Source organism: Pseudomonas promysalinigenes, from assembly GCF_014269025.2.
Lineage (GTDB): Bacteria > Pseudomonadota > Gammaproteobacteria > Pseudomonadales > Pseudomonadaceae > Aquipseudomonas > Aquipseudomonas promysalinigenes.
Window position 1 is genome coordinate 3293989 of the sequence record NZ_CP077094.1, and the last position, 21718, is coordinate 3315706.

The window sequence follows — 21718 nt, forward strand, 5'->3', positions numbered from 1 at the left end:
GGTGCGCGAAGGCATTAAACAGTGAAGGCGTCTTGCAGCAGTTTCTCTTGCTGCTCGGCGTGCTTCGATGCGTAACCACAGGCAGGCGCGGCGGAAGCGTCGCGACCGGCGTATTCCAGGACCAGAGCCTTGTTGTGACGGCCCAGGATACGGCGCATGTGGTGCTGACTGCTGTACCAGGCACCCTGGTTCATCGGTTCTTCCTGACACCAAACCGCATGCTTGAGGTTGGTGTAAGGCGAGAGGATCTCGACCAGGTCGTCCTCTGGGAACGGATACAGCTGCTCGATACGCACGATGGCGATGTCTTCACGGCCTTCGGCACGGCGTTTTTCCAGCAGGTCGTAGTAAACCTTGCCGCCGCACAGCACCAGGCGCTCGACCTTGGCCGGATCGAGGGTGTCGATTTCCGGGATCACGGTCTGGAACGAGCCTTCGGCCAGGTCTTCCAAGGTCGAAATGGCCAGCTTGTGGCGCAGCAGCGACTTCGGCGTCAGTACGATCAGCGGCTTACGCAGCGGACGGATGACCTGACGACGCAGCAGGTGGTAGATCTGTGCAGGCGTGGTGGGCACGCAAACCTGGATGTTGTGCTCGGCGCACAGTTGCAGGTAGCGCTCCAGGCGCGCGGAGGAGTGCTCAGGCCCCTGCCCTTCATAGCCGTGTGGCAGCAGCATGGTCAGACCGCACAGGCGGCCCCATTTGTGCTCACCGCTGGTGATGAACTGGTCGATCACCACTTGCGCACCGTTGGCGAAGTCGCCGAACTGGGCTTCCCAGATCACCAGCGCGTTCGGCGTGGTGGTGGAATAGCCGTATTCGAAGGCCAGTACCGCCTCTTCCGACAGGAAGGAGTCGTACAGTTCGAACCGCGGCTGGCCTGGGAACAGGTTTTTCAGCGGAACGTAAGTGCTGGCGTCCTTCTGGTTGTGCAGCACCGCGTGACGGTGCGAGAAGGTGCCACGGCCGATGTCCTGGCCGGTCATGCGGATCGGGTGACCTTCGAACTGCAGGGTGGCGTAGGCCATGGTCTCCGCGTAACCCCAGTTGATCGGCAAGCCACCGGCCTGCATCTTCTGGCGGTCTTCGTAGATCTTGGCAACCTGACGCTGGACGACGAAGCCTTCAGGCAGTTCCAGCAGCTTGGCCGACAGGTCCTGCAGGGTCTTGAGGTCGAAGCGGGTGTCGTGGCGTGCAGTCCAGGCATGGCCCAGGTAAGGGCGCCAATCGACGAACAGCTCACGGTTCGGTTCTTTGACCAGGCTCTTGACCACGTGCAGCCCGTTGTCCAGGGCGTTGCGGTATTCGTCGATCTTGGCCTGGGCGCGCTCGGCATCGATGCGACCGGCCTGGATCAGCGACTCGGCATACAGCTCGCGCGTGGTGCGCTGCTTGCTGATCTGCTGGTACATCAGCGGCTGAGTACCGTTCGGCTCGTCTGCCTCGTTGTGGCCACGGCGACGGTAGCAGACCAGGTCGATGACTACGTCACGCTTGAACTGCATGCGGTAGTCGACGGCCAGCTGAGTCACGAACAATACGGCTTCCGGGTCGTCGCCGTTGACGTGCAGGATCGGCGCCTGAATCATCTTGGCAACGTCGGTGGCGTACTCGGTGGAGCGCGCGTCCAGCGGATTGCTGATGGTGAAACCAACCTGGTTGTTGATCACGATGTGCACGGTGCCGCCGGTCTTGAAACCGCGGGTCTGCGACATCTGGAAGGTTTCCATGACCACGCCCTGGCCGGCGAATGCCGCATCGCCGTGGATCGAGATCGGCAGTACCTTGTCACCCAGGGTATCGTTGCGGCGGTCCTGACGGGCACGCACCGACCCTTCCACCACTGGCGAGACGATTTCCAGGTGGGACGGGTTGAACGCCATGGCCAGGTGGACTTCGCCGCCCGGCGTCATCACGTTGGAGGAGAAGCCCTGGTGATACTTCACGTCACCGGAGCCCAGCTCGTTCATCTTCTTGCCTTCGAACTCGTCGAACAGCTCGCGCGGGTTCTTGCCGAAGGTGTTGACCAGCACGTTCAGACGGCCGCGGTGGGCCATGCCGATCACCACTTCCTTGGTGCCGTAGGAGCCGGAGCGCTGGATCATTTCGTCCAGCATCGGGATCAGGCTTTCGCCGCCCTCGAGGCCGAAGCGCTTGGTACCAGGGTACTTGGTGCCCAGGTACTTCTCCAGGCCCTCACCGGCAGTCACGCGCTCGAGCAGGTGGGCCTGCACGTCGGCGGAAAACTCCGGACGACCGCGCACGCTTTCCAGGCGCTGCTGGAACCAGCTGCGCTGCTCAGAATCGACAATGTGGGTGAACTCGGCGCCAATGGTGCGACAATATGTCTTCTGGAGGGCCTCGAAGATCTCGCGTAGGCTCGCCTCCTCTTTGCCGATGAACAGGTCGCCGGCACGGAAGGTCGTATCAAGATCGGCATTGGTCAAGCCGTAATGATTGATCGACAGGTCTACTGGCGCAGGTCGCTGCCACAAGCCCAACGGGTCGAGCTTGGCAGCCTGATGGCCGCGCATACGATAGGCCTGGATCAGTCGCAGAACTTCAACCTGCTTCTTCTCGTGTTCTGTGCTCACGCTCCCGGCAGAAACCGGCTGAGCGCGGCGCTGGTTCTTTGCCAGCAGTACGAAATGGTCGCGGATCGTCGAGTGCGATACATCGGTAGCGGTGCTGCCGTCGGCGGGCAACTTCTGGAAGTAAGTGCGCCACTCTTCTGGCACAGCGTTAGGGTCGTGCAGGTAGAGTTCGTAGAGCTCTTCCACATATGCAGCGTTACCACCTGAAAGGTGGGCGCTTTCCCACATGCGCTGCATCACGCTTTCTTGCATGCTTGGTCACCCTCGGTTAGGGGACTGATCGGCAAAAAACCACAGCAAACCTGGAAAAGTCCGAAAGAAGCGACTGAACCACGCCACTTGGATCCTGCTGATTTTCCGGGTACCAGCCCGGAAAGCCCCTGCTGGTCTCATATCTTCATAGGTATCGAGCGCGAGCTTCGTGAGCCCTTGCTCAGGTTTTACCTCAGTGCGGGCTCACCACCCGCACCTCGGCATACTGCAGTTACAACGCTTTGAATCAGGTGCCGCTTTGCAGCAGCATGTTACGTACGTGGCCGATTGCCTTGGTTGGGTTCAGACCCTTCGGGCAAACGTTGACGCAGTTCATGATCCCGCGGCAGCGGAATACGCTGAACGGGTCATCCAGGGACGCCAGGCGCTCCTGAGTCTTGGTATCACGGCTGTCGGCCAGGAAGCGATAAGCCTGCAGCAGCGCGGCCGGGCCCAGGAACTTGTCCGGGTTCCACCAGAACGACGGGCAGGAGGTCGAGCAGCAAGCGCACAGAATGCACTCGTACAGACCGTCCAGTTTTTCGCGATCTTCCGGCGACTGCAGACGCTCGATAGCCGGGGCTGGAGTGTCGTTTTGCAGGAACGGTTTCACCTTCTCGTACTGCTTGTAGAAGATGCTCATGTCGACCACCAGGTCACGAATGACCGGCAGGCCTGGCAGCGGACGCAGCACCAGCTTGTTGCCCTTGACCACACCCGACAGAGGCGTGATGCAAGCCAGGCCGTTCTTGCCGTTCATGTTCATGCCATCGGAACCGCAAACGCCCTCACGGCAGGAGCGACGGTACGAGAAACCCTCGTCCTTCTCCTTGATCAGCGCCAGCACGTCCAGGACCATCAGGTCCTTTCCGCCGGTGTCGACGTCGAACGACTCCATCTTGGGCGCCGAGTCGGTATCCGGGTTGTAACGATAAACTTCGACTTTCAACATAGCAGCCACCTCAGTAAGTCCGGACTTTTGGTTCGAAGGCTGGAACAGTCTTCGGCGCAAAGTTGACGCCACGCTTGGCTACGCGCTTCTCACCCGGGTAGTAGAGGGTGTGGCACAGCCAGTTCTCGTCATCACGGTCTTCGAAGTCTTCACGGGCGTGCGCGCCGCGGGACTCTTTACGGGCTTCGGCCGCAATGGCGGTAGCTTCGGCGACTTCCAGCAGGTTCTGCAACTCCAGCGCTTCGATACGCGCGGTGTTGAAGGCCTGGGACTTGTCGTTGATCTTGACGTTGGCGATGCGCTCGCGCAGGCCGGCCAACTGCTCGATACCCTTGAGCATGTATTCGCCGGTACGGAACACACCGAAGTAGTTCTGCATGCAGCTTTGCAGCTCGCGCTTGAGGCTGGCAACGTCTTCGCCAGTGTTGCGCTCGTTGAGCTTGTTCAGGCGACTCAGAGCGACATCGATGTCGGTGTCGCTGGCGTCCAGGTGCTCGATACCGTCGCTCAGCGCCTTCTCCAGGTGCAGGCCGGCAGCACGGCCGAACACTACCAGGTCGAGCAGCGAGTTGCCGCCCAGGCGGTTGGCACCGTGAACCGATACACAAGCAACTTCACCTACGGCGAACAGGCCAGGAATGATGTGATCCTTGCCTTCTTCGTCCATGGTGATGGCCTGGCCATGAATGTTGGTGGCAACGCCGCCCATCATGTAGTGGCAGGTCGGAACGACCGGCACCGGCGCGACCACAGGGTCGACGTGGGCGAAGGTCTTGGACAGTTCGCAGATACCTGGCAGACGGCTGTGCAGCACTTCTTCGCCCAGGTGATCCAGCTTCAGCAGTACGTGGTCCTTGTTCGGGCCCACGCCGTTGCCGGCGATGATTTCCTTGACCATGGAGCGGGCGACCACGTCGCGGCCGGCCAGGTCTTTGGCGTTCGGCGCGTAACGCTCCATGAAGCGCTCGCCGTGGGCGTTGATCAGGTAACCACCCTCACCGCGGCAACCCTCGGTGACCAATACACCGGCGCCGGCAATGCCGGTCGGGTGGAACTGCCACATTTCGATGTCCTGCACCGGCACACCGGCACGCAGGGCCATACCGATACCGTCACCGGTGTTGATCAGGGCGTTGGTGGTGGAGGCGTAGATGCGACCGGCACCGCCAGTCGCCAGAACGGTGGCCTTGGACTTGATGTACATGGTTTCGCCGGTTTCGATGCAGATCGCAATCACACCGACGAACGCGCCTTCCTTGTTCTTCACCAGATCAACGGCGTAGTACTCGTTGAGGAAGGTGGTGCCTGCCTTCAGGTTGCCTTGATACAGGGTGTGCAGCAGCGCATGGCCGGTACGGTCGGACGCAGCACAAGTACGGGCGGCCTGGCCACCTTTACCGAAGTCCTTGGACTGACCACCGAACGGACGCTGGTAGATACGGCCGGTTTCGGTACGCGAGAACGGCAGACCCATGTGGTCCAGCTCGAAGACCGCAGCAGGGCCTTCCTGACACATGTATTCGATAGCGTCCTGATCACCGATGTAGTCGGAACCCTTGACGGTATCGTACATGTGCCAGCGCCAGTCGTCGTTCGGGTCGGCCGAGGCGATGGCGCAGGTGATGCCGCCCTGGGCGGATACAGTGTGCGAACGGGTCGGGAAGACCTTGGTGACTACGGCAGTCTTGTGACCGCCCTGAGCCAGCTGCAGCGCTGCGCGCATGCCGGCACCGCCGCCACCGATGATGATGGCGTCGAAAGAAATGGTTGGAATGCTAGCCATGGATCAGATACCCCAAAGAATCTGCACACCCCAGACGAAGTAAGCGAACATCGCAACGCCGCATACCGCCTGGAACAGGAAACGTACCGCCGTCGCTGACTTGCCGATCGCCATGGGCGTCAGGTAGTCAGTGGTGACGGTCCACATGCCGACCCAGGCGTGAGCACCCAGAGCAACGAAGGCAAGCAGACTGAAGACACGCATCAGATTATTGGAGAACAAAGCATGCCACTGGGCGTAATCAAGGCCCGGATGCATTGCCAGGTAGCCGATCAGAAAGATGAAATAAGCCGCGAGCACTACAGCGGATACGCGCTGCGCCATCCAGTCATAAAGACCCGAGCGGGAAAAATTTGTGACGTTAGTTACCATATCCAGACTCCTGCCAGTACGAAAGCCACCAGGGACAGGGCGACGATGATTTTCGAGCCCAGTCGGCCGCCCTCGAGCGTTTCACCGACCCCCATATCCATGATCAAGTGACGTACACCTGCGATCATGTGATACAGCAAGGCAGACAGGAGGCCCCATGCTACGAACTTGGCCAGCGGGCTGGTCAGGTAATCCTTCACATCAGCAAATCCTTCCTCTGAGCCCAGCGACTTGCTCAATGCAAACAGCATGATGCCCAGGCCAAGGAAAACGATAATGCCGGAGACGCGGTGAAGAAATGACGTAACAGCGGTGATAGGGACTTTGATGGTCCTTAGGTCTAGGTTTACAGGTCGTTGGCTTTTCACGGCTTTTTTCACACTGAAGAGCCCTAGCGAACAGGGCAAGGTTGTTGGTAAGTGTACTGGTCAGGTACCCACCACCCAGGGAACGGCGACCCCCCTGGTTCAGGCTTGCAAGCCCAGGGAGTCGGGTGCCGAGTATAGACAGTTAGGCTGCTTATGACAACGTGACGGGGTAGCCCAAATAGCGGATTGCCTTTAGCGAGCAAAAGGCGTAAATGGGCGAGAAATTCTTGAAAAATCAGGCGTTGAGGGCCGTTTCAACCAGCCTTTAGGCAAATTGACATTCGAATTTACTTCTCTATAGTGGTGCGGGCCCTGCGTGGGGGGCTGTCTGATGATTTCAAGCATTAATAGGAGGCCACATGGCTGACAAAAAAGCGCAGTTGGTCATCGAGGGCGCTGCCCCCGTCGAGCTGCCCATTTTAACCGGCACCGTTGGTCCTGATGTAATCGACGTCCGCGGGTTGGGGGCCACTGGTCACTTCACCTTCGACCCAGGTTTCATGGCGACCGCCTCGTGCGAGTCGAAGATCACCTACATCGACGGCGACAAAGGCGTGCTGCTGCACCGCGGCTACCCGATCGAACAGCTCGCCGAGAAATCCGACTACCTGGAAACCTGCTACCTGCTGCTCAACGGCGAACTGCCGAATGCCGAGCAGAAGGCCCAGTTCGTCAGCACCGTAAAAAACCACACCATGGTTCACGAGCAGCTGAAATCGTTCTTCAACGGTTTCCGCCGCGATGCTCACCCGATGGCGGTAATGTGCGGCGTAGTCGGCGCCCTGTCGGCGTTCTATCACGACTCCCTGGACATCAATAATCCGCAACACCGCGAAATTTCTGCGGTGCGCCTGGTCGCCAAGATGCCGACCCTGGCTGCGATGGTTTACAAGTACTCCATGGGCCAGCCGATGATGTATCCGCGCAACGACCTGTCGTACGCGGAAAACTTCCTGCACATGATGTTCAACACCCCGTGCGAGATCAAACCGATCAGCCCAGTGTTGGCCAAGGCCATGGATCGCATCTTCATTCTCCATGCCGACCACGAGCAGAACGCCTCCACCTCCACCGTACGCTTAGCTGGCTCCTCGGGTGCCAACCCGTTCGCCTGTATCGCCGCTGGCATCGCCGCTCTGTGGGGCCCGGCCCACGGTGGTGCGAACGAAGCGGTACTGACCATGCTCGATGAAATTGGCGATGTTTCGAACATCGACACCTACATCGCCAAGGCCAAAGACAAGAACGACCCGTTCAAGCTCATGGGCTTCGGTCACCGCGTGTACAAAAACCGCGACCCACGCGCCACCGTGATGAAGCAGACCTGCGACGAAGTGCTGGGCGAGCTGGGCATCAAGAACGATCCGCAGCTTGAGCTGGCCATGCGCCTGGAAGAGATCGCCCTGACCGATCCTTACTTCATCGAGCGCTCGCTGTACCCGAACGTCGACTTCTATTCGGGCATCATCCTCAAAGCGATCGGCATTCCAACCAGCATGTTCACCGTGATCTTCGCCCTGGCACGCACCGTCGGCTGGATCTCGCACTGGAAAGAAATGCTCTCCAGCCCGTACAAGATCGGCCGCCCTCGCCAGCTGTACACCGGCGAACTGCAACGCGACATCGTCGATCTCAAAGACCGCGATTAAAGCGGCCTTTCAGAAAAAACAGGCTGCTTATCGGCAGCCTGTTTTCATGTCGACTCACTGTCAGGGGTATTCGAGCAACAAACGTTTCTTATCAATCTTACCTACGGCGGTCAGCGGCAGTTGGTCCATCAATACGACTTCATCGGGGTACTTGAAGTCAGCAAGCCCCAACCCTTTTAGATAGTCGCAAACATCGCGCCGCGATGGTCCGGGGCCAATAGGTCGGATGAAGTAAACCACCCGCTCACCCAGCGTACGATCCTCTATCCCAACCACTGCGCATTCACCCACTCGTGACCAGTCGAGCATCAGTTTTTCCATGTCCGACGGCGAGTACTTTTCGCCAGCCCGGTTAATCTGCTCCTTGGCTCGTCCAACCACCGTGACATTGCCAGCCTGGTCGACACGCACTATATCGCCAGTACGGTAGAAACCCTCGTCATCGAATGCCGCCGCATTGATTTCTGGCCTCGCATGATAACCGCGAATGGTGTAGGGGCCGCGCACATGAAGTTCGCCGGCTTCGCCAAGCGCAACCTGCTGCCCGCCCTCCCCGACGACGCGAATTTCATCGAACACCGATAATGGGCGCCCCTGGGTATTCACTTTCGAATCTTCCGAGTCCTCGGCACGATTGAAGCAGAGCAAGCCTTCGGCCATGCCATAGATATGCTGAAGTTCACAACCGAGCAAGGCCTTGAGACGTCGTGCTGACTCTTTGGAAAAACGGGCCGCTCCCACCTGCACCAGCTCTAGAGCGTCGAACGACAAGTCATCGAGCTCTAGGTACTCAATCATAATCTCGGCAATCGACGGCACCAGCGATGTGACGGTGATGCGTTGCTCAATCAGCAGTTCACATAAACGCATGATATCCGGCTGGGGCAGCATGTGAACAAAGCCTCCCACCGACAGCACGCCGAGAACGCCCGGGCAGCCCAAAGCAAAATTATGAGCAACCGGCACTACGCACAGGTAGCGCGTTTGCGCATTCAAGCCACACGCCTCAGCCATGGCGGTGACGTTATAGGTGTAGTCGGCATGGGTGCGAGGAATCAGCTTGGGTACTTGGGTCGTGCCACCGGATAAGAGCAGGAAAGCCACATCGTCCGGCGCAGCTGAATGCGCCGCCAAGGTGACAGGCGCTTGCCAGGTCGCCTCCTCAAGCGTATCCAGATAGATGACGCCAGTTGGCGCCATACCTTGTCCGACCAGCGCCTGCGCCAGCACCTCATAGCGAAAACCTGCCAACTCACTGCAAGTGATGTACATCGTGGCCCGCGCAGCCTCTTGTAACCCCAGCAATTCATACTGCCGGTGCCCAGGTAGCGCCAGTATTGCCACACCTCCCAATTTCATCACTGCAAAAAGCGCGACGCAGAAACCGCAGCTGTTTGGCAGCTGCAGGATCACCTTATCGTCGGCGACCAGCCCCCGAGCTTTTAGCAGGCTCGCCAGCGCCGTGGAGCGCTGGTCTAGCTGGCGGTAGGTCAACCGCTCGCAGTCGTCTTGGAGCGCCGTTCGCTCGCCATACTGCACCGCCCATTTTCCCAAGCAATCGAGCAAGGTGCTCGACTGCAGCGCGCCGCTTTCCAGGTATCGCTCAAAGGAGGTCGGATCGATATGCGCTTTCATACATGAAGCTCCTTGAGAAACGCCGCCTTAAACCGCTGCAGATGCTCCAGCTCGAGATTGACCTTCACGGTCATCAGCCCGGCACCAGAGAGACATGGAAAGAATTGCACGAAACGCATCGGATCATGCAGAGGAGAATCGACATGCACAGGCCCACCCGCCCCGAGGTCAAAACGCTGACAAGGCATGCCGGTGAGATTGTTAAACAGGACCCCGTTGCCGAAGAAACTTTCATACAAGGGAGACAGAAGATATCGACCCTTCTCTGCGCCGTCGGCCACCGCGCAAATGGCTTGCAGTTCGGCGTGCAAGGTTTCACAGTCCATCACACGCTCACCCACCGCTTGGCGCACAAGCCCCGCAATTGCCGGCAAGCTCATCTCGCGCAGCAGCATAGCTCTGACCTTAACGGTTGGGTAACACAGCAGATTACCCATCCTGCCCGCGCTTACGCCCATCAACAGGCGCGCATCATAGACTGGATAGAGAACTACGTCCTGCTGATCCGGCATGATGTCGGTGGTAATGATGAGGCGCCAGATGCAACTTATCAGCAAGTCATCACGCATGAACCCATGGTAATCACAGCCTCCAAGCAACCGCTCGATATTTTCTTTGGTCAGGGTGAAAGCCGCTTCAGCAAAGCGGGCCAGAACCTGCTCGTGCGCCGGGCGCTGCCAGCGATCCACCAGCGCATGCCCAGGCATAGGCCCGGCTACGGCATCCAATGGAGTAAAATCCGGTGCATCGATCTGTTCGCTTCGAGCGGTTGCAAATTGGGCTATGCAAGCCAGAAACTCGAAGAATGTTGTACCGTCGCTCAATCCGTGCCAGACGCTAAAGCCTACTACTGTGGCATCTTCGAACAGGCTCAGGCGGATCTGCAACAAAGGCTGACTAAGGCTGGTTCTGGACAAGCGATGCCGTTCGCGCCATGTCCTGTCGCAAAAGGGGTCCAACCCGCGGTAATCCCCTTGCAACACGGTTAGCGGCAGGCGCAGCGTGTGCCGGCTAATTTCCAGGCGCACCCCCTGGTTGTCACCGGTAGCAACCAGCCCTTGCGGCGTAGTTTGCTTGCGACCGGCGAAGTACGGATTCACATCAAGCGCTGAGGCCAAGTGCGTGGCAAACGCCTGCACATCCAGCGGGTAGTCATACACTAGCAGGTAGTCCGCCCAGGATTCGACCATCTTGTCGATTCCACTCAGAGGCCAAGAGGGCAGGCAGCGCTTGCCACGGACATTAATCAGCTCCAGGCTCATTGGCTACACCCTTGCTCAGGCGCGGAAAATACCAGCGCTACGTTCTGGCCGCCAAATCCGAACGAGTTCGACAACACATGATTAAGCCCCACTCCCTGGTGGCACTGGGAGGCAATTCGGATATTCTGGTTATCCAGACTGCCGTCGTAGTTCAAAGTCGGGGTCACCACCTGATGCATCAAGCTGAGCACCGACACCACAGCTTCCACCGCCCCGGCGGCGTGCACGGTGTGGCCCAGCATAGATTTGACAGAGGTAACCCACGGCTGGTGTGGGAACAGTTCGGCGATCACCTGTGCTTCCATCCGGTCATTTTCAGGCGTACTCGTGCCGTGGGCATTCACGCAGTCCACTTGGCCAGGTTGCAATCGTGCTGACTCCACCGCCAGGCGCATGCAGTCACGCATGCCAGCGCCATTGGGATCCCCCTTGGTACGGTGGAAGTTGTCGGTAGTACTCGCGCAGCCGCTGAACCGAGCCAACACCCTCGCGCCCCTGGCTTTGGCACTGGCAACGCTTTCCAAGACCAAGCATGCCCCAGCCTCGCCGATCACAAACCCGTCACGATCCGCGCTGAAAGGTCGACAGGCGGTATGCGGCGAGTCATTGCGAGTCGAAAGGGCAGACAGATTGTTGAACTTGCTGACGGTTTCGTCATAGATGGAGCTATCCGATGCTGCCACGATCACACGTTCCGCCAGTCCGTTGGCAATCGCCTCGTAGCCCAGCTGTAGGGCAGACGCCGAAGAAGCACAGGCTGTTGCTACGACGGTGGGGTATTCCCCCAGACTGTATGTGCTGACCAGCTCGCTACCCAGTGCCTCCTCCGAGGAAAAGGCGAAAAACGCATTGTCGGCGCGCACCTGGGTGGCATCTCGCAGGCGTTCATACCAGTAATACATGCCGCTGGGCACACTGTAATAAAGGCGATCGTAGCTCGCGGCCGGGCACACAGCAGTCGCCTCGGCGATGACTTCTCGCAGGTACGTTTCAATGACCACACGCGGGTTACGCTGCGACTCAAAACGCTCGTCTACGGCGGCGAAACGGGTGCGGATAGCGCCAGGCGCGAGCCGCGCCGAAGCTTTGAAGTTGGAGCTTCCAGCTTGAAGGGCCTGCCAGTTGGATTCGACGCCCTGGCCTAGAGACGTACTCAAGCCCAACCCAGTTACAACGACATGTTGCTTTTGCATCTGTGCCTCGGCATCAAAGGAAGTGGGCGACCCGTGCGATGGTCGGTTGCTGTAGAAACACGCTCATGTCCAGCTGAACACCCAGCTCACGCTCGACCAACTGGACGAAGCGTGTGGCCAGCAACGAGTTACCGCCGCTTTCAAAAAAGTTCATATGGGGCCCAGTTACGCTCACCTTGAGCAAGCGAGAGAAAATTGCCGCGACCCTGGCCTGAGCATCGGACAGCTGCGCTACCACACCAGCAGACGCTTCGACCATAGCTGCCAGCGCGCGCTGATCAACTTTGCCATTGGTAGTCAATGGCAAGCGTTCGAGCACATACGCCCGCTGCGGCCGCATGAACGCAGGCAACTGCTCAACCCAAGGCGCCAGGCGCTCAAGGGCCGCCTGCTGCCCTTCTGTCGAGTCCTGATACAACAGGAACGCCACCAGCATGCGTCCATCCACGTTCTCGCTCAGCGCGTGCGCCAGCACGATGGCTTCGCGCACGGCCGGGTCTTTTTTCAGACAGGCTTCGATTTCGGCCAGCTCGACACGATGTCCATTGAGTTTCACCTGGGTGTCTAAGCGCCCGTGATAGCGCAACAAGCCCTCCTCCCCTCGCACTACCCGGTCCCCGGTTCGATACAGACGCAACGATTCGCCTTGTGGCGAGCACCATGTAGGAAAACGCTTGGCGGTTTCCTCATCGCGCTGGAAATATCCGTTGGCCAGACAGGGCCCGGCAAGGCACAACTCCCCTTCTTCACCGTCAGCCACTGGCCGCAGCTGTTCGTCGAGGATGAACGCGCGCACGTTAGCAATCGGCAGGCCGATGGGCACCCGCACAGGCCATTCGCTGAGGGGACGCTCGCTGGTGTAGCTGGTCACGACATGAGTTTCAGTTGGGCCGTAGTGGTTGACCAGCACACAGCCACAGGCCTGCAACCAGCTAATGATCTGCGGCGTCAGTTGCAATGCCTCCCCTGCTGATACCACCTGGCGCAGGCAAAGTGTCTCACCGCGCTGACGCTCGTGTTCGATCGCAAGCGTCTGCAGCACCGAGTAAGGCAGGAAACAACGCTGCACACCGTTGTCACCCAGGAACCGATACAACCGTGAGAGATCCTGGCGCACATCGGCATCTACAAGGTGCATCTCACTGCCGCTCACCACCGCGCTCAAAACCTCTTGAACCGACACATCGAAACCCACCGAAGCAAACAGCAGGGTTTTCAGCGGCTGCGCGAAGGCGCCTGCGCTTTCGAGCTGGTAATCGATTAAATTCACCAGCGCTCGGCGTGTCATTTCCACACCCTTTGGCTGCCCGGTCGAACCCGAGGTATACAGAAGGTAAGCTGGCGCATGAGCATCGAAGTGCGGAGATGGGCAAGGGTCGAACGGCGCCGTCGATGTTCTGTCAATGCGCCAGAAGCGCCGAACGCCCGATGCCAGCAAGGCCGCATCGGCATCGGCGTCAATCAGTACGCAGGCCATCTGGCTGTCCTCGATCATAAAGGCACGCCTGGCCCAAGGCAGCGATGTATCCAGCGGGATGTAGACCATGCCGGCGCGAAGCACGGCAAGCATGCCCACTACGCCCAGCCCGCGGTCGTTCACCTGTACACCAACGCAGCGCGGGCCGCTGCCGAGGATAGCTACCAATTCGGCCGCCAGCCGCTCCACACGTGTATCCAGGTCGTTGTAAGTAAGGCGCCAGCACGCACTGACCAGCGCCAGGGCAAGCGGCGTACGCCTGGCTTGGGTACGCAGATAATCTGACAAGTCGCGACCAGCCTCATAATCATTGCTCATGGGTACTTCCCTTGTATGCTCCGGCATCAAGCGAACGCTTGATTCAAATGAACGGAAACCAGGTCAATCAGGTGACGGTTATCGTGGTCCCAAGGGTGGAAATCGGCACGGTAGAAGTCTTCTATATGGGCGTTAATCGCCGCCAATAAGCCACACTCCCCTTGCAGGAACGGGCTAGTGTCGAGCCACTTGCGGGCATCGCGGGGCCGCCCGCCCTCCATCAGAAACATCTGGCAGACCGTGAAGCGAAGATTCTGCGCGAGCTGGATCACCGTGCGACGCATGATCTCGTCGAGATAGCTCTTATCGCCGACGAGCTGGCGATATACATCGAAGGCGACGGCCTTGTGCTCGATTTCCTCCACCGAGTGCCATAGCCAGAAATCACGCACCGCCGGTTTTGCCTCGGACAACCAGCCTGGCTCACTGATAAGCAGATGCGAGACGATCGCCGTAAGGTGCTCCATGCACACTGTAGTGGCCAATAGAAGGCGCGGCTCGGCGAAATCACAAAGGTACTCGTTATGATCTTTGTAGGGTGCTTCCACCTGAGCCAGGTCATAGCCGCGATGCTGGCAAACCCAGCGGTTGTACTTCACGTGTTCCTGAGTGTGGCTGGACTCCTGCTTGAAGAAGATTTTGACCTCCTCACGCAGTTGCGGATCTTCGATCGCCTCAAAATACTGACGCAGTGCCCGAATGAACATACGCTCGCCGCTGGGCAGCGGGATCGACAAAGCATTGGCGATGATCGTGCGCAAACGATCGCCACCAAACCAGTCTTCGCCAAGCGTCGTCTGAAGATCGAAAGGATAGCGGCGCACCACCATGGCGCTCGCCACAGGGAGCATTGGATTAGCTGTGTTCATAAAAGATGGCCTCCAAACACAGGGCTCGCAACGGCGTTCAGACCGTGGCCACTTTAGACTCGGCTCGCAAGGCATTGAACATGCCCGAGAGCTTAAGGCAGGTTTCCTGGTACTCGAGCTCTGGCACCGAGTCAGCTACCACGCCACAACCGGCGAACAGGTAGGTGCGCGTGCCTTGCACCAGCATCGAGCGCAACGCCACGACGAAGTCACCCTCGGCGCACTCATTCATCCAGCCGAGCGGCCCGGCATACCAGCCACGATCCATGCCCTCATGTCGGCGAATGAATGTAAGCGCCTGCTCAAGCGATGAACCAGCCACGGCGGGTGTCGGATGCAACTGCTCAATGACATCCAGCACACCAATCTTCGCTCCGATTTTTGCCTGGATCGGAGTAGACAGATGTTGCAAAGTCGGCAGCCTGCGAAGCTCGGGTACCGCCGCCGCCTGCACCGTCGCACCCAGACGCTCGAGCCCCTGTCGAATGAAGCGCACCACCAGGTCATGCTCCTGACGCTCCTTTACCGATGCCAGCAGCGCTTGGCCCAGGCTGTGATCATTCGCCTCATCGCCGCCTCGCGCTACGGTGCCGGCCAAGGCGTGGGTGCTGACCAGACCATTTTGCAGATGCGCCAAGCGCTCCGGGGTAGCACCGAGGAAACAGCTCTTGCCACGGCGAATGGCGAATAAGTGCGCGCCGGGATTGTGCCGGCGCAGACGTTTGAGTAATGGAATCACCCCAATCGGAGCAACATGCTGGCGCAGCAAGTGCCGGGCCAACACGACTTTGTGCATCTCACCCTGGCGAATGCACTTGACGGCCTTAGCGACCGTACTCTGCCACTGCTCGCGCGATACCGAAGACTGGTCATCACCCATGGCCTCGATCACGAACTCGCTCCGGTCGACATCCTGATCCACGAAATCGAGCAGTCGGCGTTGCTCATCGAGTAAGGCAGGCAGATCACTGTCGGCCCGCACCTGGGCCTGCAGCAACAGGTAACTGCCCACGGAGTTCTGCAGCCACTGGAGCGGATACAACGTCATTACGGCATCAGGAAAATCACGCCAGTGCGGCTGTTGAGCTCCCCCACTGTCAAACCGCGCGCCACCCATCAGCAACGGACCTGACGGCCCTTCTTGGACGGCGCTAGCCAACCATTGTCGCCAGCGCCTCGATATTCCGGACAATGACGATGCACCTTCGTCCAGCAATTCGCGACCTTGACCTATACCGAGCAGCACGCGGTCTGGCTCGCGGGACTCAAACAACGCATAGGGCAAACCCAGCGATTCTATATTAGCTACCTGCGCCAGAGCGTCGAACGGCTCACATGGTAAGGCCAGGCACACCAGCACCTCTCCCCCCTCCCGGACTGCGCGGCAGCGCCCCTGCTCGAGCATCGCCCACCAGCGCATCCATTGCCCAGGCTCTGGACGGCTCATGGCGCAGTACCCTGTTGTTGGATAGACCAATAATCCATCTGCTGGGCTATGTACCAGTCGATGATGCCGGCGAACAGCTTCTCTATGTAATCGGCATCCAGCCCAGCCTGGCAAGCCCACTCCCTACGCTGGGGTAACATGCGCGCTACGCGTTCCGGCGCGGGTATGCTCTGCAGGCTGGGTTTGAACTGTGCCGCGGACTTGACGTACAGCATGCGCATCCCCATGCACTCGATGATCCGCTGGTCGAGATGGTCGATGGCTTCGCGGACGTCGTTGAGGCCTGTGACCTCGTTTGGTGCTTTCATTGATTCAATCTTCCTTGATGACGACCCGTCAGTAGGGGCGGGCTAATAGAGACGCTGCTCAAACTCTTACCGGTAGAACGCGCTGGCCCACTGACGAAAATGACGTATGGGCCCATCCACGCGACTCAGTGGTGGGCGTTCGATATAGATCTTGTTTTCCCATATGGCGAAGTCCTTGGCCAACTCACCGGTCAGCCGCGGCAGGAGGTAGCTCAGCAGCATGCGGTCCTTGCGCCGATCACCGCTCGACTTGACGGAAACCGTCATGCGGATGTCAATACGCCCTTCTGCCACCGGTGTGACATACAGGAAGCTGCGAAACTGCAGCTTGTCTTGATCGATGACCACCTGAACCTGATGAAGGCCCAACGCGTTGAGCACTACGCTGGCCTTGGCGATTGAAGGCTTGCCGCCCAGGTCGCTGACACTGAGAGATGTCCAGCTCGCATGCGCGCCCTCATAGCGCAGATCAAGCAAATCACCGACAGCTTGTGCTCCATGCACAGTTGTGAAATGCGCGACATCGATACCATTTTCCGCGATGTCTTGGACATGCGCCCGCAGATTCCAGTAACAATCCTCACGATGAATTGGAGCAGTCCATCCGTCCTGCTCAATTTCCACGGGTGTCCACAGCGCAGGCTGATCATTTGGATCATGCCAGGCTTGCAACATGCCGCCCCGTACTACCGTAGGCCATTGGCGCAAACCGACTTTCATCGGCGTGTCAACAAACGGAATCTTGCTGCATCGCCCATGGCCGTCGTACTCCCAGCCGTGAAACGGGCAACGCAGATGCTCGCCTTCGACAATCCCGCCGTAACCAAGATGCGCCCCCAGGTGCGGGCAGTGCGCGTCGTACACGGCAACTTCGCCGGATTCGGTGCGGACCACCACGATGTCGCGGTCACACAGCCGGGCCGGTCTGACTGACGCCAACGCCAGGTCTTCAACCCAGGCAACCGCATACCAGCCCCTGGGTGAAGCGCTGAACGGAAAACGCGCACCGGCCCTGCCCGCTTGCAGGTCAGTCTTTGAATACTCAACTTGTGTGTTCATCTGCGCCTCAGAAGACATCCAGCACGAAGGATTCGTAACGGTCACGGGCAATCTGCGTCAGCAGCAATGCTCGCCTATGTCCACCGGCAGCCTGACGCCGCAGCGCCTGTGCAGCGAGATAGATCTGAGCCGGTAAGGTAGCTTCATGCAGTTGCCCCATCATCTGCTGCACATCCAACACTGGCACCGGAAGATTTAACGCTGCCAGCCAACCCTGTCCCGCAGCAAAGCCATGCACCGCGACAAGCGTGGCTTCACACTCTTGCAAGCGATCCCTCACCTGCGCCTGAGTCACCGGACCACCACGGCGCAAGCTCGCTAGTGCTGAAGAGGGTTCGGTATCAAGCAGCATGCAGCTGGCTGCGGTGCCGAAGACCCCAAGCCGATCGCTATCCGGCCCTGCCAAGTACTCGTCATGAATGCGCTGATCGCCATTGAAGACGCCCCCAGCAAGAACCCGTGACGTGCGCCCGGCTCCCAGTTTCTCCAGTGCATGGATGAACGCCTGTACAGAGGCCGCAGCTTCCCCCACGAATGAGAGGCTCTCGCCCTTGAGTCCTAGCAGGATCGCGATGTTGGCGGCATACAGGTTGGGCAACTCTGCTAGGAAATGAGTAGGCCTGAGGCGAGCAAGCTCCTGGTTGATATCGAGCGTTCCCGCGGCGGCCGCAGCGAAAATAGAGTTGTCGACAGCGTCATTGCGCTCACCGATTTTGGCAGCCATGTAGAGGTCACAAGTAGCGCGACTTTCGGCGCTCAGCCCGGCCTCTTCCAGCGCCAGGCCCGCTGCGCAGACGAGCATTTTCTGACCTGCACCCATGGCGTTTATGTCTCGCACCTTGGTGACGAAGCGATCCAGCGCAACTGAAGGTAGCGGAACTTTACCCCTCACCGCCGCAGCCGACGGCTTGGGCAATGGCTGCTCATCCCCCAGCGCGAAAGCGCCATCACTGTGAACAATCCCTATGCCCTTGATATAGACCGTTTCGATCATCGGTGCCTCCCTTGGCAGTCCAGCACGGTATGCTGCACCGCCTGGCGTAGAACGTCGTTGTCGAACGGCATCAACCGCAACATCCATTGCGCACGCGCTACCACGTCGGTGCTCTTTAGTACACCTTCGCAAACCAAATAGCTGTCGGCCCGATGGGTGATACGGACATCCGCCTGGAGCTGCTCGCCGGGTGCCACGAAACCATTGAACTTGGCTTGTTTGATATTGACCAGAAACGCCATCTTGTCGAAGTCCGAGGACAACATATAAAGAAAGCCTCCGGCCTGCGCCATCAATTCGACCATCAATACACCCGGTAATATAGGACGCCCCGGAAAGTGCCCATCAAATACCGGGGCTTGTTCCGGTACCTGACTGATGCATTGGATGGTCTGCCAGGGTTCAATGGCGACGACGCCATCAATTAGCAGATTCTTTTCGATATTCATGCACTGACAGGCGCACCCTGCAGAACCTGATAAATGGCCGCAACGAAATCTTTCATCTTGTGGTTATTCTTTTCACCATTCGGCGCGCTCGCCGACCACGCTTCGAGTGGGAATTGAATTTTATACGTATCTTCAATTTCGAACACGATGTCCAGAAAATCGACACTATCGATACCCAACTCCTGGGTCAGGCTCAGCTCTCCGTCGATGCGATCAATGCCCAAGTCTGTGACATCACAATATTGCATGATGATTTTTTCCACAGTTTGATACACGTCCTGCAGGCTCAATTCGCTCATATATTCCTTCCCTGTGTGATTACGCGTTATCGTGCTGAATAAATTCAATCAATCGCTCGATTACCCCGGCATTACGAAGTGCGCCCGAGTGCCCCAACCCTTGTGTTTCTATGTATTGCGCTTGCGGCCACACGTAGCGCAACCCACGTGCACCGGCCTCGATTTCGATGATCGGGTCATCTACATCATGGTGGATCAATGTTGGCAGAGTCATTGACTTGCACAGCTCAATCGGTGAGTAGGCCTGACGCCACCCTGCACCAAATGCTTGATCAATCGCGCTAGCCAGTTCATCCAAGGCCACGCCCTGATCCTGTTGCAACTGCTGAAACCGCTGGAACACGTACTCCTGAGTCGCAGCAGGCGACAAGCAGATGAATCGCTTCGCACCCAGCCCGGCATTGAGTGCGCGCATGACCCAACTGCATGCCATTGAATGCGCAACCACTGCGGCCGGCTCGGCGTAACGCCGGGTCTGCAATAGTGCCTCCCAGATGAACACAGACGGAATGAAACGTCCGTGAGGGTCATGGGAGGGAATATCGACAGCGAGCACACCTCGGCCCGCCGCAAGCAACCCCTTGATGAGTGCGCCAAATTGTGCGGCATTGCCGTTGGAGCCATGCACGCACAGCACTGGAGCGCTGCCCTCCCAATGGTGACAGCGCACCTCAAGATCACCCCATTCGAAGCTCTCGCAGCTGGCCTGAGCGAAGGTCGCTTGATAGATCCTGGGCACCCGCAAGGGCCCAAGGCGAGCAATGGCCTTAGTAGCGCGGTCAGGCATCCGAACCATCCTTTCGTGCCGCCAGGATGTAGCGAGCCTGCTGTTCGATTGATTGTAATTGGGGGTATTGGCTGATTTCGAGCCTGACCCCGAATACCTTCATACCCCGCATAAATAACCGCATCAAAGCCAATGAACTTCCACCGGCTTCGTGGAAGGGCGTAGTATCCTCAAACTGCTCGCCTGGCAACAAAGCCTGCCACAACTCCCGCAATTGGATACGCACTGTCTGATCCTTCAAGAAATTACTCTCCCTTAGACTAAGGTCTAAGCACCATCATTTGAATGACCTATACCTCAAACGCATGCATTCAAATGGATAATTTAATAATGTGCTTATTCGCAAACGAGCGATCTCATGCTCCGACATCTTCATGATCCTTGTGTCGCCCGCGATCAAAACCGCAATTTCATCGTCCGGAAATGGCATTAATCATCTCCATTTAGCTCACCAGAGGAGCACCACAAATGTCAACTAAACAATAAAAAAATCAGATAGGCGCGTGTTCTTTACTGCACTTGCACTCTTTCAAAATTTGTTCTAGGCTCGCACTCCCAAACATCGAAAACTGTTCGAACTTCGCCCCACCCGCTTATACGCCACGTGGCTCAGCGGCTTCGAATTTAAGAAGGAAGTACACGCCATGGAGTTTGGCTGGAGCCGCATTTCGCGCTTTTTTCACCCCGTTCATGCCGAACAGGACATCCGCGACAAACCGGTTCAGGTGCAAGTGGGCGGCTTGAAGATCGTGCTGTTCCGCAGCAAGGACAGGCAGATCGTCGCCATGCCCGACCGTTGTCCTCACCGGTTCACGCCATTGTCGATGGGACGTGTCGATGAGAATGGCAACATCGAGTGCCCTTACCATGGGTGGAGCTTTGATGTGCAGGGCCAGGGCTACATTCCGCATCAGCCAACCTCCCGCTCCTGCCGTATCGAAACCCTAAAAACCATGGTTCGCAATGGAGTTGTCTGGGTGGGCGGTCAACAGGCCGAACCCCTTGAGGAGTTCGCCGATCCGGAATACACGTTTCTTGGACAGTTCCCCGTCGTGTTCGACTGCCCGCTGCACGTTGCACTGGACAACTTCTCCGAAGACGAACATTTTCCTTATGTCCATCAAACCTTCGGCTGGGACCGTGAAGGCGCTAAGGATGTCGAGTACGAGTTCAGCCAGGATGAGCGCAGTACGCTGAACTACTATCGGGGCCCAATCCGTAAGTTTCCCTTGATGTTTCTAACTGGGGTCAAGGCAGGGGACATTTCGCACAACCGTTTCCACACGCTGTTCAATCCAGTGCGTAGCACCTACGAATCCTGGGTGACCTGCCAAGCCCGGCACGTCAACATCGGTGGACACATCAAGACCACCATTTTCTTCGTGCCTAATGCCGACAACCGCACCACGCTGTACAGCTTCGTGCACTCGCGTGCTAGCGATGCCAAATCGGCCTTCTTCCAGAAGCACATGCGCCGCTTCATCTTGCGTTTCATCAAAAAAGAGTTTGAAGCCGACGGCTCATTTTCGAGCCAACTTGCCCACTTACCCTACGCGCTGAACGGTGCCCGCCTGGGCAAATACGACAAGCCGCTGGTCGTTCATCGCCGCATGCTGGAACGCATATACCTCGGTGAGCCCTGAACTTCGGC

Annotated in this window: 20 protein-coding genes; 2 read left to right on the forward strand and 18 right to left on the reverse strand. The window is 58.3% G+C overall.

Annotated features, from left to right (window positions below):
* Positions 1-14: 14 nt before the first annotated feature.
* The 5 genes from HU725_RS15115 to sdhC all read right to left on the reverse strand — a co-directional run bounded on the left by HU725_RS15115 (position 15) and on the right by sdhC (position 6321).
* Positions 15-2846 (reverse strand): 2-oxoglutarate dehydrogenase E1 component, encoded by a 2832-nt coding sequence (locus tag HU725_RS15115; RefSeq protein WP_060478581.1) that lies wholly within the window; start codon positions 2844-2846, stop codon positions 15-17.
* 247 nt (positions 2847-3093) lie between these two features.
* Positions 3094-3798, reverse strand: a complete 705-nt coding sequence (locus tag HU725_RS15120; RefSeq protein WP_060478582.1) for a succinate dehydrogenase iron-sulfur subunit — start codon at positions 3796-3798, stop codon at positions 3094-3096.
* A gap of 10 nt (positions 3799-3808) precedes the next feature.
* Positions 3809-5581 carry a succinate dehydrogenase flavoprotein subunit gene (gene sdhA / locus HU725_RS15125; RefSeq protein ID WP_060478583.1) on the reverse strand — a complete coding sequence of 591 codons (1773 nt, stop codon included), beginning with the start codon at positions 5579-5581 and terminating at the stop codon, positions 3809-3811.
* A 3-nt stretch (positions 5582-5584) separates the two neighbouring features.
* On the reverse strand, positions 5585-5953 hold the full coding sequence (gene sdhD, locus HU725_RS15130; RefSeq protein ID WP_186478565.1) for a succinate dehydrogenase, hydrophobic membrane anchor protein: 369 nt from the start codon (positions 5951-5953) through the stop codon (positions 5585-5587).
* Positions 5947-6321 (reverse strand): succinate dehydrogenase, cytochrome b556 subunit, encoded by a 375-nt coding sequence (gene sdhC, locus HU725_RS15135; protein WP_138220317.1) that lies wholly within the window; start codon positions 6319-6321, stop codon positions 5947-5949. The genes sdhD and sdhC overlap by 7 nt, the downstream gene beginning before the upstream one ends.
* A gap of 359 nt (positions 6322-6680) precedes the next feature.
* Between sdhC and gltA the strand changes: the two genes are divergently transcribed.
* Positions 6681-7970, forward strand: a complete 1290-nt coding sequence (gltA, locus tag HU725_RS15140; RefSeq protein WP_186478566.1) for a citrate synthase — start codon at positions 6681-6683, stop codon at positions 7968-7970.
* Between the two features lie 60 nt (positions 7971-8030).
* On the opposite strand, the gene HU725_RS15145 is transcribed toward gltA, so the two are convergent.
* From HU725_RS15145 to HU725_RS15205, 13 genes are all read right to left on the reverse strand, one after another.
* On the reverse strand, positions 8031-9605 hold the full coding sequence (locus tag HU725_RS15145) for a (2,3-dihydroxybenzoyl)adenylate synthase (protein ID WP_186478567.1): 1575 nt from the start codon (positions 9603-9605) through the stop codon (positions 8031-8033).
* Positions 9602-10867: a hypothetical protein gene (locus HU725_RS15150; RefSeq protein WP_186478568.1), complete on the reverse strand. Its 1266-nt coding sequence runs from the start codon at positions 10865-10867 to the stop codon at positions 9602-9604. Before HU725_RS15150 ends, HU725_RS15145 begins: the two co-directional genes overlap by 4 nt.
* Positions 10864-12060 (reverse strand): beta-ketoacyl-[acyl-carrier-protein] synthase family protein, encoded by a 1197-nt coding sequence (locus tag HU725_RS15155; protein WP_186478569.1) that lies wholly within the window; start codon positions 12058-12060, stop codon positions 10864-10866. The genes HU725_RS15150 and HU725_RS15155 overlap by 4 nt, the downstream gene beginning before the upstream one ends.
* A gap of 13 nt (positions 12061-12073) precedes the next feature.
* The gene (locus HU725_RS15160) at positions 12074-13855 is read right to left on the reverse strand and encodes a non-ribosomal peptide synthetase (protein ID WP_186478570.1); all 1782 of its coding nucleotides are present in this window, start codon (positions 13853-13855) and stop codon (positions 12074-12076) included.
* 26 nt (positions 13856-13881) lie between these two features.
* Positions 13882-14724 carry a metal-dependent hydrolase gene (locus tag HU725_RS15165; RefSeq protein ID WP_186478571.1) on the reverse strand — a complete coding sequence of 281 codons (843 nt, stop codon included), beginning with the start codon at positions 14722-14724 and terminating at the stop codon, positions 13882-13884.
* Positions 14725-14761: 37 nt separating this feature from the next.
* Positions 14762-16171, reverse strand: coding sequence for an isochorismate synthase (locus tag HU725_RS15170; protein ID WP_186478572.1), 1410 nt, complete (start codon positions 16169-16171; stop codon positions 14762-14764).
* Positions 16168-16479, reverse strand: coding sequence for an isochorismate lyase (locus HU725_RS15175; protein ID WP_186478573.1), 312 nt, complete (start codon positions 16477-16479; stop codon positions 16168-16170). Before HU725_RS15175 ends, HU725_RS15170 begins: the two co-directional genes overlap by 4 nt.
* A 66-nt stretch (positions 16480-16545) precedes the next feature.
* Complete coding sequence (locus HU725_RS15180; RefSeq protein ID WP_186478574.1) at positions 16546-17538, reverse strand: Rieske 2Fe-2S domain-containing protein; 993 nt, start codon at positions 17536-17538, stop codon at positions 16546-16548.
* A gap of 7 nt (positions 17539-17545) precedes the next feature.
* Entirely contained in the window at positions 17546-18532 is a 987-nt protein-coding gene (locus tag HU725_RS15185) for a beta-ketoacyl synthase N-terminal-like domain-containing protein (RefSeq protein ID WP_186478575.1), read from the reverse strand.
* Positions 18529-18981, reverse strand: a complete 453-nt coding sequence (locus tag HU725_RS15190; protein ID WP_186478576.1) for a 3-hydroxyacyl-ACP dehydratase FabZ family protein — start codon at positions 18979-18981, stop codon at positions 18529-18531. Before HU725_RS15190 ends, HU725_RS15185 begins: the two co-directional genes overlap by 4 nt.
* The gene (locus HU725_RS15195) at positions 18978-19280 is read right to left on the reverse strand and encodes a phosphopantetheine-binding protein (protein WP_186478577.1); all 303 of its coding nucleotides are present in this window, start codon (positions 19278-19280) and stop codon (positions 18978-18980) included. The genes HU725_RS15190 and HU725_RS15195 overlap by 4 nt, the downstream gene beginning before the upstream one ends.
* Before the next feature lie 19 nt (positions 19281-19299).
* On the reverse strand, positions 19300-20067 hold the full coding sequence (locus HU725_RS15200; protein ID WP_217872351.1) for an alpha/beta hydrolase: 768 nt from the start codon (positions 20065-20067) through the stop codon (positions 19300-19302).
* Entirely contained in the window at positions 20060-20293 is a 234-nt protein-coding gene (locus tag HU725_RS15205; RefSeq protein ID WP_186478579.1) for an acyl carrier protein, read from the reverse strand. The genes HU725_RS15200 and HU725_RS15205 overlap by 8 nt, the downstream gene beginning before the upstream one ends.
* 418 nt (positions 20294-20711) lie before the next feature.
* On the opposite strand from HU725_RS15205, the gene HU725_RS15210 reads away from it, so the two are divergent.
* Positions 20712-21710 carry a Rieske 2Fe-2S domain-containing protein gene (locus tag HU725_RS15210; protein WP_186478580.1) on the forward strand — a complete coding sequence of 333 codons (999 nt, stop codon included), beginning with the start codon at positions 20712-20714 and terminating at the stop codon, positions 21708-21710.
* Positions 21711-21718 lie beyond the last annotated feature (8 nt).